Origin of the sequence: Flavobacterium sp. EDS (genome assembly GCF_020991525.1) — a bacterium.
Classification (GTDB): Bacteria; Bacteroidota; Bacteroidia; order Flavobacteriales; family Flavobacteriaceae; genus Flavobacterium.
This window is the reverse complement of record NZ_JAJMOZ010000029.1, coordinates 1-15,492: the sequence shown is the minus strand read 5'-3', so window position 1 is coordinate 15,492 and position 15,492 is coordinate 1. Positions and strand designations below refer to the sequence as shown.

Genomic DNA, 15,492 nt, shown 5'->3' with positions numbered 1-15,492 from the left:
CTTGATACTTTTATAACTTTTAAGTCAGCATTGCAACTTTCTGCTTGAAAATCTTTAGTAGTCACTGATGTGCCACCACAATCTGTAGTTACCGAATACTGAACTTTAACGACACCTACTCCAGAAAAATTTAAAGTATTTGCTACTAAATTACCAGGTCCACTTAAAACTGTCAATGTACCACCTGTAGGTGATGGTTCCAATACTACTGAAGATCCTACACAATAATTAGAATTAGGTCCTCCTCCTGTTGAAGCGGGTTGTATAACTGGCATAGATTCTACTCCACAAATCTGCACAGCAGCTGTAGCAAAATTATAAGCAGCTTCTGTAGTGCTGGCATTAGTACCATCACCCATACTTCCTCTAATTCTGTGCCCCGTATAACCAAACTTTAGATCACATTTCCTCACAATCATAGAAGTGTGTCCACCAGTTTCAACCGCTAAAATATTGTCTGTGATAGAAATTCCATTAGGCATAACTGGATTAGCTGGATCTGCTACTACCCCTAATAAAGAATTATTATTATCTCCAAAAGCATAAAGGTTTTTGGCATTATTGATAATATTGACACTTGCATATTGTCTATCATGTTCTTGTGAACTAAACCATTTGATGTTATTCATAACTGGACCTCCAGCCGAGGTATAACGTGGCTGTACCCAACTTAATCTGTCTGTTGTTGTCCAATCTCCTAATTGTCTTGATGAGTTCTTTCCTAATGCATACAAATTTTCATCAGTTGACAAAATATAATATGACCTACTAGTAGTACTTCCAGTAGATCCAATCATTTTAGGTACTACCCCTGAAGGTAAGGTCATTTGAGTTGCTCTATTTTGGATTGGAATGATTGCTGAATTATTTCCTAACAACACATTTTCACCCCAAACATATACTGTACCATCAGACTTTAACGCCATTAATCCATTGACATTCCCTCTGCAAGCAACTACATTATCTAAAAACGGATTTCCAGTAGCATCAGTAGCAACTCTATACCAAGTTAAGGCATCACCAACACCACCATTACCTCTTACATTAGCATTTTGAGAAATCACCCAAACATCTCCACTACAAGTTGTAATGACAAGTGTTTGATAAGTAGCAAACATCATTTTAACATCTCCTGGATTCACTCCTGTTGGCAATCCGTTTGCATTTCCTTGAATTTCTATTTTCTGAAATATTGTACTTGATGTAATAGATGCATCCAAAACAATTCCTTCTTTAGACCATGCATATAATCCATCGGTTGCCAAAATAATCCCCTGAACATTATTTGCCGAATTACTTCCCAATCCAGCTTTTAAAGGAATTGCTGTTCCCAATCCAGGAAAATTTGTAACATTAATTGTTAATGGTGCCAATACATTGGTAACTCCGTCGTTTCCTACATTCTCACCCCAAGTCTGTAAAGAACCATCTGAGGTTCTAACAATTGTGGTATGAAAAGAAGATATAAAATTATCATATTCTATTGTCGCCGCATTGTTATCCGAATCAACTCCAAAATTTGACAAATCTGTATTTGAACACCCTACAAGTGGTGAAGAACATTGCGAATTTGCCGTATGGATAAACATGAACAACATGAAAAATACACATATTGAATATTTAGTTGCTGAGTAGTATTTTATCATAACTAACACTATTAATTTATTAATTGACGAAGATTATAGGTTTGAACCTGGCTATTGAAGTCGTAGAAATCAAACATTAGATATGTTTCCTTAGATATCACCCCAGATACTTTGTACTTGAACAATTGAATTCCATCCTTAATCTCAATTGTTTCATTTAATGCTTTAGCCATTAATGACGTTCCTATTCCTGTTATTGATAAAGCTGGTGCAGTTAAATTTGTAATCGAATTATCTTTTGTTGAAATTGTTACTGGGATACTAATTACAAAATCTTCATAATTTCGTCCTCTTTCCAATTTTTCTGCAAATTTGATTTTCGAAAAATCGAAAGATAATTTCACAGCACTCACCTTAATAATCATTTTGTCCTTAAACAGAGGATGGTTGCATTCTTCATTATTTTTTTTAATTTCAATGAATTCTATTTCATATTCACCCGGTTCTTGAAATACATAATCATTAATCTGACTTCCTGTTAAAGCCATAGCAATTCTCTCTTTCGAATTTATGATTGTCCATCTAACTGAAGAATCGAAATTTCCAAAATCGATCTTCTCTCCAAATGAAATTATCTTATAGAATTCCTTATTCGTATTCCTATTAAAATAATTATCATTATTCCTCTTGTTTTGTCCTCCAACCTGAAAACTTATCATAAGTAAGTTGAAAAGCATAAAGTACTTCATCATAGTTTGCATAATTTAAGCTTTACATTTTGAATTAATAATTTTGATCATTTTACTGCATTTTTTTTCAATACCATAGTTGTTTGCAACTAGGATACAAAGCTTATAATTTGCAGTTTATGAAAACATTGGAACTCTTTATCAATTACGTAAGAAAGAAATTATTTACAACATAAAAAAAATCAACATATTGAAAATCAATTAATTACAAAAGAAATAAAAAAAAATTCTCCTCTACTAATTGAGACATTAGATTACTTTTAACACAGTAAAAAGCTATTTTTTACTATAATAAATACATGAAGTTTGTTGAAAAATGACTTGTAATTCCAAAAAAACATGTTTAACAGGAATTTAGATTATTTCTTACAAACCTAAAATGGTACACATAAAATTTAAAAGGCAACTAGACGATATTGATAAGAATTCAACAAAAGAGATCATCATGTTATAAAATAAAAAACTCGTTAAATAGCATAATACTATTTTAACGAGTTTAACACGCTAAGCTTCTCTATCTCAATCTTGACTGGCACAATATTAAATCTCCAATTCCTGTGTATCATTAAAAAATTTAAGTTTCGATTAAATACATCTCAACTTATAAATCATTCGCGCCTTCTATTGAATTAAAACTTTTATTGATTTTTTTTATAAAATCATAGACCATTAGAAATTTTAGACCTAATAATTTTTGATCTAGCAATTTTAGATAATGCTATTAATTTTTCCCAATTGGCTAAACTAAGAGACATTTCATAACCATTATGACTAATGTTCAACCAAATTCCACAATGGTCATCTAAACTAATAAAAACTTCTTGTTCTCCTAGATCATCCTGATCAGAAAACAATTTTACTTTTTGAACTACTGTTATTCCTTTCATGTGAAAAGTTTTTTATTAATCTTCATTACAACTTTCTATTAGTTCATCTATTTATATTAATAGTCCAGAATCACTTCCATTAAACCATTTCTACTTTTCATTGATACTACATTTTGAGCTTTAAAATATTTAGAATTCTATTTTAACGAAGAAAATAAATCTCACTTCATTTTACAAAACTTACTATTTTATTATTGCGTAATTTAAAAAACAGCGAACCCTTAATCCTTAATTTATCTAGTAAAAATGTAGTTCTAATTCAAAAAATAAAAAAAATCCATTAAAAAAATTCCTAAACACATAAGAACGCACTAATTCCTTGTTATTTTAACACGAATTATACGTTAAAAAGTAAGGTATTCTTAAAATTTCATGCAAATATTGTTTATATTGCGCAATACGTAAAAAAATAAAGTATTTTAAAAGCTTTCATTAGATAACTTTGTGAAGTATTTTCCGTAAATAATTTAAGTAAAATCAAAAACTTTTAATTAAACTTTTCCTCCTCAAAATAGACTAAAAAAAAGCATTCAAAAATCAAACTCAGAGATGAAAATATTTGTAATACCGATGCCCACCAATTTAAACAAAGACAATATTCCATAAAAAATTCTAGTATTTGACACCCATATAATATCAAAAACTAGTTTAATCTATCCCCTACCTTATGCGCCTAAAAATAGTATTCTACTTTTTAATTACTAACTTATTACATTTTCAATGCTACGCACAAGACTCTGAATATGATAAAATTTATTCTGAATCTGCCCAAGTATTGGTGAGTACAAATCCAAAAAAAGCACTCACCAACACAAATTTATTATATAGAATTTCTAAAAATAATTCTCAGCGTATCAAAGCATGCATGCTCAGAGCTACAGTTCTTCGACAATATGACATTAACAATGAAGCCATACGTTCACTAATGAAAGCAGATAGCTTAGCAACTATTGACAAAAATTATGCAATGTTATCACGTATCAACGGTTTCTTATCTACGCTCCATCGCGAAATTGGCATTCCTAGTTTAGGTAAAACATTTTTAGAAAAAGCACTTAATTCTAGTAAAAAAATAAAAGACAAAGATGAAATGTACCGTTTTCAAGGAAACTTATGTCAAGAGTTAGCCTATTATGAAATAGATGATCACAATTATAGTAAAGCCAATGCATATCTTAGAAAGGGAAACAAATTATTTGATAAAATAAGTTCCAACATAGATAAACCTTTTCATTTGGCTGTCAACAATGAAGTCATAGCCAAAAACTATCTTTTAATGCATCAAGTAGATTCAGCTCTAGTTTTATATAATAAAGCCCAAAACCTACTCAGCGAGTCGCAATCCCCAGATAGCCCTCTAAAAGGGTTCATATATAATGGTTTAGGGAATGTCTACACTGCATATAAAGACTACTCAAAAGCAAAGGAAAACTATATCAAAGCTGAAAAAATAGCAGAAACCTCTAAATTTTATACCTTACAACATGAAGTATACAATTCACTTTTGGAATACTATAAACAAACTAAAAACAACCAAAAATATGTCTTTTACAGTGAAAAGTACAACGAATTTACCGACAAGGAAGAAGGTAACCGCAAGCTCATTGCGGATAATTTAATTTCTACACTACACGCCAAAGAAAAAAACAGCAACTCAAAATATAAAAAAATCAATTTGATTATTATTACTATTTGTATCCTAGCAGTTCTAGTTACATTAGGGATTTATGCCTATAAACGAAAACAGGATTACGGAAAGTTCAAAGATTATATTTCAAAAAAAGATATACCACATCAGATCGCATTAGTAGATACTCAAATTGCCTTTGATCCCAAAAAAGACACAACCAAAGAATACATGTCTCAAGAAACTGAGGAAAGTATTTTAAAAAAAATAAAAGAATTAGAAGAACAAGAATATTATCTTGGAAAAGAGACATCATTAAATGTAATGGCGGCAGAATTGGGTATCAATCACCGCTATTTATCCCATGTAATCAACAAACACAAAGAAAAAGATTTCGCTAATTACATCAATGAACTAAGAATTAATTATATTGTAGACCGCCTACAAGATGACCCCAATTTCCTTAAATACAAAATTAGCTATCTAGGTGAAAAATGCGGTTTTTCGTCTCATAGCCGTTTTACCATTATTTTTAAAAAAGTCACAGGCCTGTCTCCTCTAGCTTTCATTACCTATCTTAAAGAAGAATCTAAAACAAAATCAAATCAATTGTAAAATCAATTATAGTTCACGAAAATTATATTAATTCACTCAAGACTTTACAAAAGCATCCTTTTATTGTTTTTAAATAATGCAATAACTTAGTTATTTGAAAAAATTAGAAGGTGAAAAGCATAGTTTAGCAAAAGAATATATGATCTAAATACCAAAAGAAATTACAACAAAATTGCAACCCGAAATTGAAACTGATTTGCACTGGACAAGTAATACGAAATGAAACAGAACGATATAACCCAAAGTGATATTAGAAAACATTTTCCTTTTCCAATTAAAATTCATAATTGAGCATCAATCACTAGCTAAACGTGTTCTTAGAAAAGATGTTAGTACAGTTTGGAAAAATTCTTCATTTCACTTAAAAAATGATAAGGTTTGTTTGTTGATCTTTTGCGATATTTTGTTCAGATTCGTATCTACTTTGTACCTCGAAATCTGAAAATCCTAGTAAATACTGAGTTATTAATTTCATGCAACGCAAATTTGCATACGGAATAGAAAGTAAATCGGTAAATGATGAGGAGTTTGAGCTTCAATTTGTATCGTATAAAAAGTTACCCTTAACCTTGAAAAAGATAGATTCAGATCAAAAATATCATGTCTTTGTAAATGTAAATCAGAAAAGAATACAGGTAGAAAAAATATTTGTACGCATTGAAGGAGGTTCTTTTTGGTTACCAAATATAAAGTATGCCGAAGTTACCGGAATTGAGACTTCCTCAAATAAAACAATTACTGAGAGAATGTTATTAAAATGAGATAGCTATATTTGGATACGTTAAAGGTTGCCCAATCGCTCATATATACACAACGAGAGTACGGAAAATCTTTCCGTGCTGGTTCCTATATTAATAAAAACTGGATTTTCTTTTTTTTAATTTGTTAAGATATACTTTGCGGGCACAGATTACAAATCCGCATGGTCGGGTATAGAAAAACAAAAAAAGACAGTATAATGGCTGAAATTGGACAGTAAAAACTAAAAAAGTATTTCAAAAAAATGTTACTAATTTATTATAACTGCATGAAAAAAATATTACTAATATTATTTGCCTTACTGCCTTTAATTAGTTTCTCCCAAAATAGCGAAGCTCTGAGAAAACAAGCCATGCAGTTTTACAATGAAGGAAAACTTAATGAATCTCTTAAAACATTTGATAAAATAAAAGATAAGGAACTTTTACAAAATACCAATATTGGTGTTTGGAAAGAGCATATTACTTCGATTCTCAATCATAAATTTTCGGAGAAATATAGTATATCGGATAAAGATACCTTGAACATTAAAGTTAGAGTACAAACGGTAAATATTGTATCTGAAGGTGTTTTTAATAGAAAGACAAATACTTATGTGATTGCACCTATTTACGATTGGATTTTAGCTTTGTGCGATGATAAATTTAATTTTTATGTGGTCATTAAAAATAATCAGCAAGCACTTCTTGATAAAACTGGAAAAATTGTAATACCATTTAAAAATCAGAAAATTACAACCAGCGAAGATTATTTTACTTATCACAACGGTTTGCAGGGGACGTTAGAATATTTTATCGTAACCGATTTGGACAAAAATTCAAAAACTCAGGAAACCATTGGCATTTATGATTTAAACTGTAAACTGATTTTTGAGTGTTCTTCGGCTATACTGTATAGAAATAACCTGCTATTGGCTAAAAAAGATGGTAAATGGAAATTTATCAATTTAAAAAACAATGAAGTTTTAGTTGATTCTATTGATTCTTATGAAGAAATGTATCCGAATTATGCTGAAGAAAAGGAATCACAATATTTTATTTTACACATTGGCAATCACCTTTCTATTTACCGTCCGCAAACGAACCAATTGATCAAGGATGTTTTTGATTCTTATACAAAAGAAAGTCAGGATGAGAATATTTTGTCAGAGATTATTTTTTGTAAAGAAAATTTTATCGAACCCAAAGAAGTTCCTTTAAAAAATAAAAATAAATATTTAATTGTAAAAAAAGACAACAAAGCGGGGGTTTATAACTTTAGCAAATTTGAGTATTATACAGAACCTGTTTATGATTCGATTTCGAATATGGGAAATACATTTTTAAAAGGTAAGGACTCGAATCTTTTCTTTCCAGATCCTGTTGTAGAACAAAAAGAATTTTCGAAATACTATATTTTCATTACTAAAAATAAAAATAAGTTTGGCGCCAGACTATTGGATGGGAAAAAGCTATTGGATTATGATTATGATGAAATTAAAAGTTTTAGTAGTAACAGTTATTACAAAGATGTACTGTTTTATAGGATAAAAAACAAATGGGGATTTACCATTTTGAATAATAAAAAAATAGAACAACCAAAGTATGATTTTGTATGTACTGATAATGCTAAAGCTCGGGATTTACTTATAGCAACTTATCACAACAAAAAAAAGACCCTTTATAAATTAAATGGTGAATTATACCGCGATTCAAAGGACAATAACCCAAAAGAATATGTATCAAGCCAAAATCCGTTTGATGGACAGAATGATAGTTACACAGATCGACAATTATTTAAACAAAATAATAAATATGGTATTGCGGATGTTGATGGTAATGAAATTCTAAAGTCTCAATACTCGTATATAGTTCGTGCTAATAAAAATATTTTTTTAGCTGGAAATGATATAAAAGATTCTAAATCGCTTGAAGGTTTGTTGGATATTAATGGAAAAGAAGTTTTACCCATAAAATATGAAAGTATTACTATTTATCCGAGTCCAAACTATAGCGAAAAAAGAGAAGAATCCCTTGTTTTTCAAGTAAAAAATAAAGATAATAATTATGGTCTGTATAATAGCAAAGGACAAAGCATTTATCCTTTTATAATTCAGGATATATTAGAAAGATTGATTATCCGAAATGATTCCATAAAAACATACCATTATATTATTTCTGAAAAAGTAAATCATCAAAACATTACCTATTTTGATAATGGGAGACAAATTTATAATTACAAAATATCCTTGTTGAAAATACAGGGAGACACACTTACCAAGGTATTGGATAATTGCAATAATATCCGAACTGATATCCACAATATTATTCTTGGTTATCAGGATAAATTAGGTCGATACGGATTATACAATCTTCAAAACGGAAAGGATTCGGGAGCAATATTAGCACGTTATACTCATCCACAGCATGATCAAAAATTTATTTTGGCAAACACTGCCGATGAAAAACAGGTGTTTTTTGATACAGATTTTAATATGCATCAAATTCCATATCCAATAGTTTCATATAAAAATAAATTTTTCATCTATAAAGATAAAGATCTCTACGGAGCTATTAACGATAAATTGGAAATTGCCAAGTTCAAGTATCCAGTAGTAGATTATTATTATCAAAATGATAAAGAAAGAAATCAAGTTTCTGAAAGTCAAAAGATAATTTTTAGTTTATTTAAGTTTAAGACCGATGCCAAAAGCGATAAATATGGTATAGTCAACTTTGACGGAAAAGTTTTAATGCCAGCAGACAACAAATATGATGAAATCATTTTTCCATTTGAAAATCATAATAGTGTTTGGTGCAACAAAGAAAAAAGAGATGTTATTTTAGAATATGTCAACAAAATATTCATTTGCAAAACCAAAGACAAAGTAGATATTCTAGGCCCAGGAAACAAAAAAATAGTTTCGTTTGTAGTGCCTGCCAATTGGAAATTTGATTTTAGTGATATAACCGTCAATCATCATTTGATACTTAGGGACGGTAACACCATTAAGCTACTGAATTTAAAAACCCAAAAAATAGATTTAGAAACTATAGCAACAAAATTTAGTGAAGACATTGATGGAGGTTATTCAGATAGGCAATATGACGATAAAAATCATAGTGTGAAAATGATTAAATATAGTAAATATGGTCATTTGATTTTTGAAGATTCAAAAACAATGGAGAATTATGATCGTAATTACGATCCTTTTTTACGCACTACGCTTTTTATAGTCAAAAGGAATAATAAATATGGGGTAATTGATGCAAACGAAAGTATAGTAATACCCTTTGTAAATGATAGCTTATATACGCCGGACAATATCAATTTCATTGCTAAAAGAGGTACTAAATATGGAGTGCTTACCAATAAAAATCAGACGCTTCATGAATTTGTTTACGATGCTATTAAAGATATTGATTTTAACAAAAGATCTATGGAACAACGAAAAGTATTGGTCGTTACAAAAAATAAGAAAAAAGGAATCTTAGATTTTCTGAGCGGTCGCGTAATAATTCTAATAGAACAAGATGATTTAAGTTTTTCAGAAACAGAAGAGATCCAAGGCCGGAAGAATAAAACCCGCACAATATATGGAAGATATGGAGAAAAACAATTTTCAATTGAATGCGATACATTGTATAGAGAAAAAAATCTTCCTTATTGGTGCTATACCTTTATAAAAGATGGAAAAAAGGGACGAATTGATTATTATGGAAACCTAATTGATAATGACCGTAATCCGTATGAAATTACTCCTGAAAATCAGGAAAATGATAAAACAAAATCGGAAAAGAATAAAGACTATGATGATTATAAAATCCTTGAAGGGACAAATTTCGCTATCGTTTCCAAAGAACAAAAACAAGGAGTGGTAAATTTATCGAATTTCATAATTATTTCACTTATTTATGATGATATCAGATATATAGAGAAGGGATATTTTGAATGTAAACAAGGTAAAAAAACAGTATTGGTGACACCACAAAATAAAGTGTTTTACGAAATAAAGAATAGCGACAATAATTAAAATTATGAAAACAACTCTATTCTGTACCGTTAAACCCGATCGCTCGGGTATGCGCAACGATAGCGCGGAAATTCTTTCCGTGCCCGTTCCTAGATTAATAAAAACTAGATTTTCTTTTTTTAAATCTGTTAAGATATACTTTGCGGGCACGGATTACAAATCCGCGCGATCGGGTTCAATTTAATGTATTTTTATTTCTTATTATTTTATAATTACGTTTTCAATTTGGCTTTTGTTATAATCAAAAATATAGTCAGCGGGCATTGGTACCGCAGAATTTACTTCTGAATTGATTTTAATAATTTCACCAACTCTAACATAAATATTCTTTTTCCAATTTCGAATATAAAATTTAGCATTAATAAGGGTTTGATAATCCTGTTCAACCCGTTTATTTGCTGTAAATTTATAGGTATGACGAAATTGACCCGTTTGTTTCTCTACTAAAATTGGAACATTTCCTTTCAAATAAATAGTTATAGTTGCAGAATCAAGATCATTAAAAATTTCTTTCTTAATGTTTTTATCCAGAATTTGTTTTTCAATTTTGTTTATGATCTTTTTATCAGTTTTGCTTTGTGCATACAACGTGCTGCTTAGAAAGGCTAAAAAGAGAAGAATAATCTTTGTTTTCATGTATTTAAAATTTTGAATCTCGCGACTTATAATTAATTTTATTCCCGACCGCTCGGATATGCACAACGATAGCGCGGAAATACTTTCCGTACCCGTTCCTATATTAATAAAAACTAGATTTTCTTTTTTTTAATCTGTTAAGATATACTTTGTGGGCACGGATTACAAATCCGCGCTATTGGGCTTATGATAAATTTTACCATTCCATTTTACTTTGAAGTATATGTTATACCAAATATATATATATTTGCATCTGAAATGAAACATTTAAACAGCATATTACGTCTTCCATTTTTCAGTACTTATTATTACAATAAAGTTGCCAGGGAGAAGTATGTTTATTTTTTACAGATGTAATTTAAATATTAGTATAAAAACATAATCGAAGCCCGGGCATTAAATTGCCTGGGCTTTTTTATTTTAAACAAAATGAATTTTATAGAAAAATTAAAACAAAATGTAGAGATTATCCTTCCGGAAAATGGTTTGGATGAGAAATTAAAGGAAGCCTCTAAAGAGAATCGTAAACTTGTGATCAAGTTAGGTTTTGATCCGACTGCGCCAGATCTCCATCTAGGTCATGCAGTAGTACTTAAGAAACTAAAAAAATTTCAGAATTTAGGACATGAAATTATAATTCTGGTAGGCAGTTTTACAGCAAGAATTGGTGATCCTACTGGAAAGAATAAAAGTAGAAAACCTCTAAATTCAGATGAAGTAAAGCATAACGCAGAGACGTATATAAAACAGCTGTCGAAAATAATTGACGTTAACAAAGCTAAGATTGTTTACAATTCAGACTGGCTTGATCAATTATCTTTTCCAGAAATTTTACAGATTTTATCAAAAGTTACCGTAGCACAATTGATGCATCGTAACGATTTTAATAAACGTTTCTCGGAAAATTCACCAATTGCAATGCATGAACTAATGTATCCAATACTGCAAGGATTTGATTCGGTAAAAATCAAATGTGATATTGAAATGGGAGGAACTGATCAGTTGTTTAATTGTACAATGGGAAGACAGTTGCAGGAATCTTATAATATAAGTCCGCAAATTATCATGTGTATGCCCCTTCTAAAAGGAATTGATGGTAAAGAAAAGATGAGTAAGTCCTTGAATAATACAATTGGACTAATAGATTCTCCAAATGAAATGTTCGGTAAAACGATGTCAATACCTGATAAATTAATACCTGAATATATTGATTTGGTGACAGAATTCTCTGTGCAGGAAAAAAGTAATCTGCTGAAATTACTTGATGACGGCGAAAATCCAATGAATATTAAAAAATCTATTGCAAAGAATATCATTGCGCAGTATCATGATGATGATGAAGCAAAAAAAGCAGAGGATTTTTTCACGAATCAATTTCAAAATAAAAATTTTGACTCTAAAAGTTTTATTAGTGTTGCTATTTCGGGAATTTCACTGGATGAAAGCAGTCTCTTTCTTGTAGATTTATGTCACAAACTTAAAAATGATATTACCCGTTCAGCAATAAAAAGATTAATTGAAAGCGGGGCTGTTCATATTAATAATGCTAAAAATATAGAACCTTACAGTATGATTTGCTTAGAAAGAGGTACAAAAATTAAGATTGGTAAAAGAAATTTTTATGAATTGAATTAATTTATAAAAGCATAAAATTTTTGATTTGCATTGCGTCCAATCCAATCTTTGCGAGCACGGATTACAAATCCGCGCGATCGGGCTAATAATATGAATGATGTTATAAAAAAAAGATGCTTGTGTTCAAATTTCTCATGCCAACGTAAAGCCCATAAATGTTAATCATGAAAATTTTAAAGATGCTTCGGCATCTTTTTTTATGCTCAATAAAAATTAAAAACAGGTATTTATACTGTGTAAATTTATTTATTAAAGAAGTATTTTGCCTTTTATACAATTACGGAAAACCGTAAAGTAAAACAAAGAAGGTTTTGTATGTTTGGTATTGAACATTGATCAGGCTGGAACTATAAAGCTTTTAAAATTGGTAGTTGAAATCATTTTATGGAGGGAATAAGTAAGTTGGACATAATCTTAATTACGAAATCGTGAATAAATTAAAAAAATATGGCAAAAAAGAAGTTTTACGTTGTTTGGGAGGGTAGAAAAATTGGAATATTCGAAACGTGGGATGAATGTAAGGAAAGTATCCATGGTTTTAATGGTGCCAAATATAAATCTTTTCAATCTTTAGAATTAGCAAAGCAAGCATATTCAGAAGAATATGATAACTATAAAGGCAAGACATTTTTTGAATCCGAGTTATCTGAAGAAGAATTAAAATTGATCGGTGCGCCTATTTTAAAAAGTATCTCTGTAGACGCGGCCTGTAGTGGTAATCCAGGTTTAATGGAATATCAAGGAGTTGAAACTGAAACTAAAAGGGTAATTTTCAAACAAGGTCCTTTTAAAGACGCATCAAATAATATGGGTGAATTTTTAGCTTTAGTACACGCATTGGCACATATGAAAAAAAACAATGATACACGTTCAATTTATTCTGATAGCAAAATAGCAATATCTTGGATTAGAGATAAAACTTCCAGAAGTAATATTCAAGAAACAGAAAATAATAAAGAAGTTTTTGAACTTATGGAACGTGCAGAAAAATGGCTAATCTCAAATGAATTTACCAACAAAATATTAAAATGGGAAACAAAAGCTTGGGGTGAAATTCCAGCTGATTTTGGTAGAAAATAACTAAAATCTACCGCTCGGATATGCGCAACGATAGTGCGGAAATCCTTTTTGTGCCCGTTCCTAGATTAATAAAAACTAGATTTTCTTTTTTAAAATCTGTTAAGATATACTTTGCGGGCACGGATTACAAATCCATGCGATCGGAAATAACATTTCAAATAACGTAATGAATTACGATAGTATTAAATGAAAGTAAAAAATAGTTAAAAAGTAAAAAACAACAAAATCAATCCAATCCTAAAATGTCATACAAGCAGGAAATAAAAGAATCATCGAGAGAATTAATTTGGAATTATACAATTGATAGCTTAACAAAAAATAGAAATCAAACACCTATACTTAATAATGATTACATTATCAAACTTTGGGATTATGTGTTTAATGAAATCTTAATTCCTTTTAAACTAGTTGATAATGTAAATAATGATTGCCTAAGCAATTGGTTAAGTTACTCAGAGCAGATTAACAATATCAATAAAAGACCTGAAGAACTTAGAATAGCCTATTTATGTGGTCCTGAACCAGAAAATGATTTAAATCACATGTTAGAATTAGGAATCAGAATTGAAAATATTTACGCATTTGAAAGCGACAAAGAATTATTTGAGAAAGCTTTAAGATCTATAAAAAATAATTTTCCAACCTTAAAAATTTATAATGGGAAAATAGATAGTTTCATTAAATCATCTTTCGTCAAATTTGATATTATATATCTAGATTTTACAACACCACTCTTTAGCCGCTTGTCAAAGATTTATCAAAGCATAATTACTCTATTTGAAAATAGAGCTTTAGGAGACTTGAGTTGTTTGATTGTGAACACTACTTTTCCAGATAAAACAGATGAAAATATAGATTTTTTGACAAATTATTTTTTTGCGCAACCATGTTTTGAATATTCAATTTTTGATTCGTCAGAAGAAGATAATAAAGGTAGATTTGTGGAAAGTATATTTGCTTATGGCATATACACAAAAAATGAATTTAGACCTTACATTGAAAAAAATTTTAAAGAGGCATATTCGGCTTTTCAAACTAATTTCGTAATAAATTATACAAATCATATTTTACCAATTTCTAATGTAATAAAGAATCCTGTTTCTGTAAAAAGGATTTTTAAAAATGACAAAAATATTTTTAAAAATAAAATTGAAGTATTTGAAAACTCTGAGGATGTTGAGATTGAACCATCGCAATTTCCTTTATATTATTTTTTTAAAGGATTAAAAGAAGACAAGAGTGATTTAAGCAAAGATTGGGTAAAATTCATAACTAAAAATGACTACAACAAATTTAATTTAGATGACACTGTAAAATATTTATATGTTCTCTTAGAATCGATTTATGGCGTTAGTTATCAAGAATTATTATCTGAATCTTTAAAAAAATCAATTCCTGAAATTATGGCAAGCGTACCAGATAGTAAATATAGTGAGCATAGTGTCTTTTGCGATGTTCCAATGATACATCTTTGGTTAGAGTTGGCAATTAATCAGTTGGGATATCCATATCATCATAATACAAAAAATCATAAAAGATACTCATATAAAGCAAAAGAAAGAGAGATGTGTTTAGATATTTTTACTTTTGATCAATGCCGTTCGCTCTATGATTGGCTTCCTATGATTGAATACTATGGAGATGATTTAAAAAATACTGAACGGCAAATGATGAGCAGAATTTGTATGGATGCTATTGGAAAACATAGTTTACATATTTTGCAGAGGCAATATTACGGATCAGCCTTGATTGGTATAGGAGAGAAAGAATGGTCTGAAAATCATTATTTTGATAATAGAATGGAAATAAAGTAACCCGCTCTCCAAAGAGTACTTGTAAAAACCTTTACGAATCTCTCCTAACTTCGCACTCATAATACTTCCAAAACAAAAAAAAGAGACTCGAA

The 15,492-nt window shown here is 29.7% G+C and carries 10 protein-coding genes; 6 read left to right on the top strand and 4 right to left on the bottom strand.

The annotated features are described in order from the left end of the window. The 3 genes from LPB87_RS20430 to LPB87_RS20420 form a co-directional block, all read right to left on the bottom strand. Window positions 1-1,646 (bottom strand): hypothetical protein (locus LPB87_RS20430; protein ID WP_230729196.1); only part of this gene is annotated, 1,646 nt, incomplete at its 3' end. A gap of 11 nt (window positions 1,647-1,657) precedes the next feature. Beyond that, on the bottom strand, window positions 1,658-2,338 hold the full coding sequence (locus tag LPB87_RS20425) for a hypothetical protein (RefSeq protein ID WP_230729195.1): 681 nt from the start codon (window positions 2,336-2,338) through the stop codon (window positions 1,658-1,660). 656 nt (window positions 2,339-2,994) lie between these two features. After that, on the bottom strand, window positions 2,995-3,222 hold the full coding sequence (locus LPB87_RS20420; RefSeq protein WP_230729194.1) for a hypothetical protein: 228 nt from the start codon (window positions 3,220-3,222) through the stop codon (window positions 2,995-2,997). A gap of 667 nt (window positions 3,223-3,889) precedes the next feature. Here LPB87_RS20420 and LPB87_RS20415 point away from each other — a divergent pair. From LPB87_RS20415 to LPB87_RS20405, 3 genes are all read left to right on the top strand, one after another. After that, a complete protein-coding gene (locus tag LPB87_RS20415) occupies window positions 3,890-5,464 on the top strand; it encodes an AraC family transcriptional regulator (RefSeq protein ID WP_230729193.1) in 1,575 nt (524 codons plus the stop codon). A gap of 473 nt (window positions 5,465-5,937) precedes the next feature. Then, the gene (locus LPB87_RS20410; protein ID WP_230729192.1) at window positions 5,938-6,225 is read left to right on the top strand and encodes a DUF4833 domain-containing protein; all 288 of its coding nucleotides are present in this window, start codon (window positions 5,938-5,940) and stop codon (window positions 6,223-6,225) included. Between the two features lie 266 nt (window positions 6,226-6,491). Continuing rightward, on the top strand, window positions 6,492-10,235 hold the full coding sequence (locus tag LPB87_RS20405) for a WG repeat-containing protein (RefSeq protein WP_230729191.1): 3,744 nt from the start codon (window positions 6,492-6,494) through the stop codon (window positions 10,233-10,235). A 201-nt stretch (window positions 10,236-10,436) separates the two neighbouring features. Here LPB87_RS20405 and LPB87_RS20400 read toward each other — a convergent pair whose 3' ends face one another. Continuing rightward, a complete protein-coding gene (locus LPB87_RS20400) occupies window positions 10,437-10,871 on the bottom strand; it encodes a hypothetical protein (RefSeq protein ID WP_230729190.1) in 435 nt (144 codons plus the stop codon). A 429-nt stretch (window positions 10,872-11,300) separates the two neighbouring features. On the opposite strand from LPB87_RS20400, the gene tyrS reads away from it, so the two are divergent. From tyrS to LPB87_RS20385, 3 genes are all read left to right on the top strand, one after another. Next, a complete protein-coding gene (gene tyrS, locus LPB87_RS20395; protein ID WP_230729189.1) occupies window positions 11,301-12,506 on the top strand; it encodes a tyrosine--tRNA ligase in 1,206 nt (401 codons plus the stop codon). Between the two features lie 447 nt (window positions 12,507-12,953). Beyond that, complete coding sequence (locus LPB87_RS20390; RefSeq protein WP_230729188.1) at window positions 12,954-13,586, top strand: ribonuclease H family protein; 633 nt, start codon at window positions 12,954-12,956, stop codon at window positions 13,584-13,586. 242 nt (window positions 13,587-13,828) lie between these two features. Next, window positions 13,829-15,400 (top strand): hypothetical protein, encoded by a 1,572-nt coding sequence (locus LPB87_RS20385; RefSeq protein ID WP_230729187.1) that lies wholly within the window; start codon window positions 13,829-13,831, stop codon window positions 15,398-15,400. Window positions 15,401-15,492: the final 92 nt, after the last annotated feature.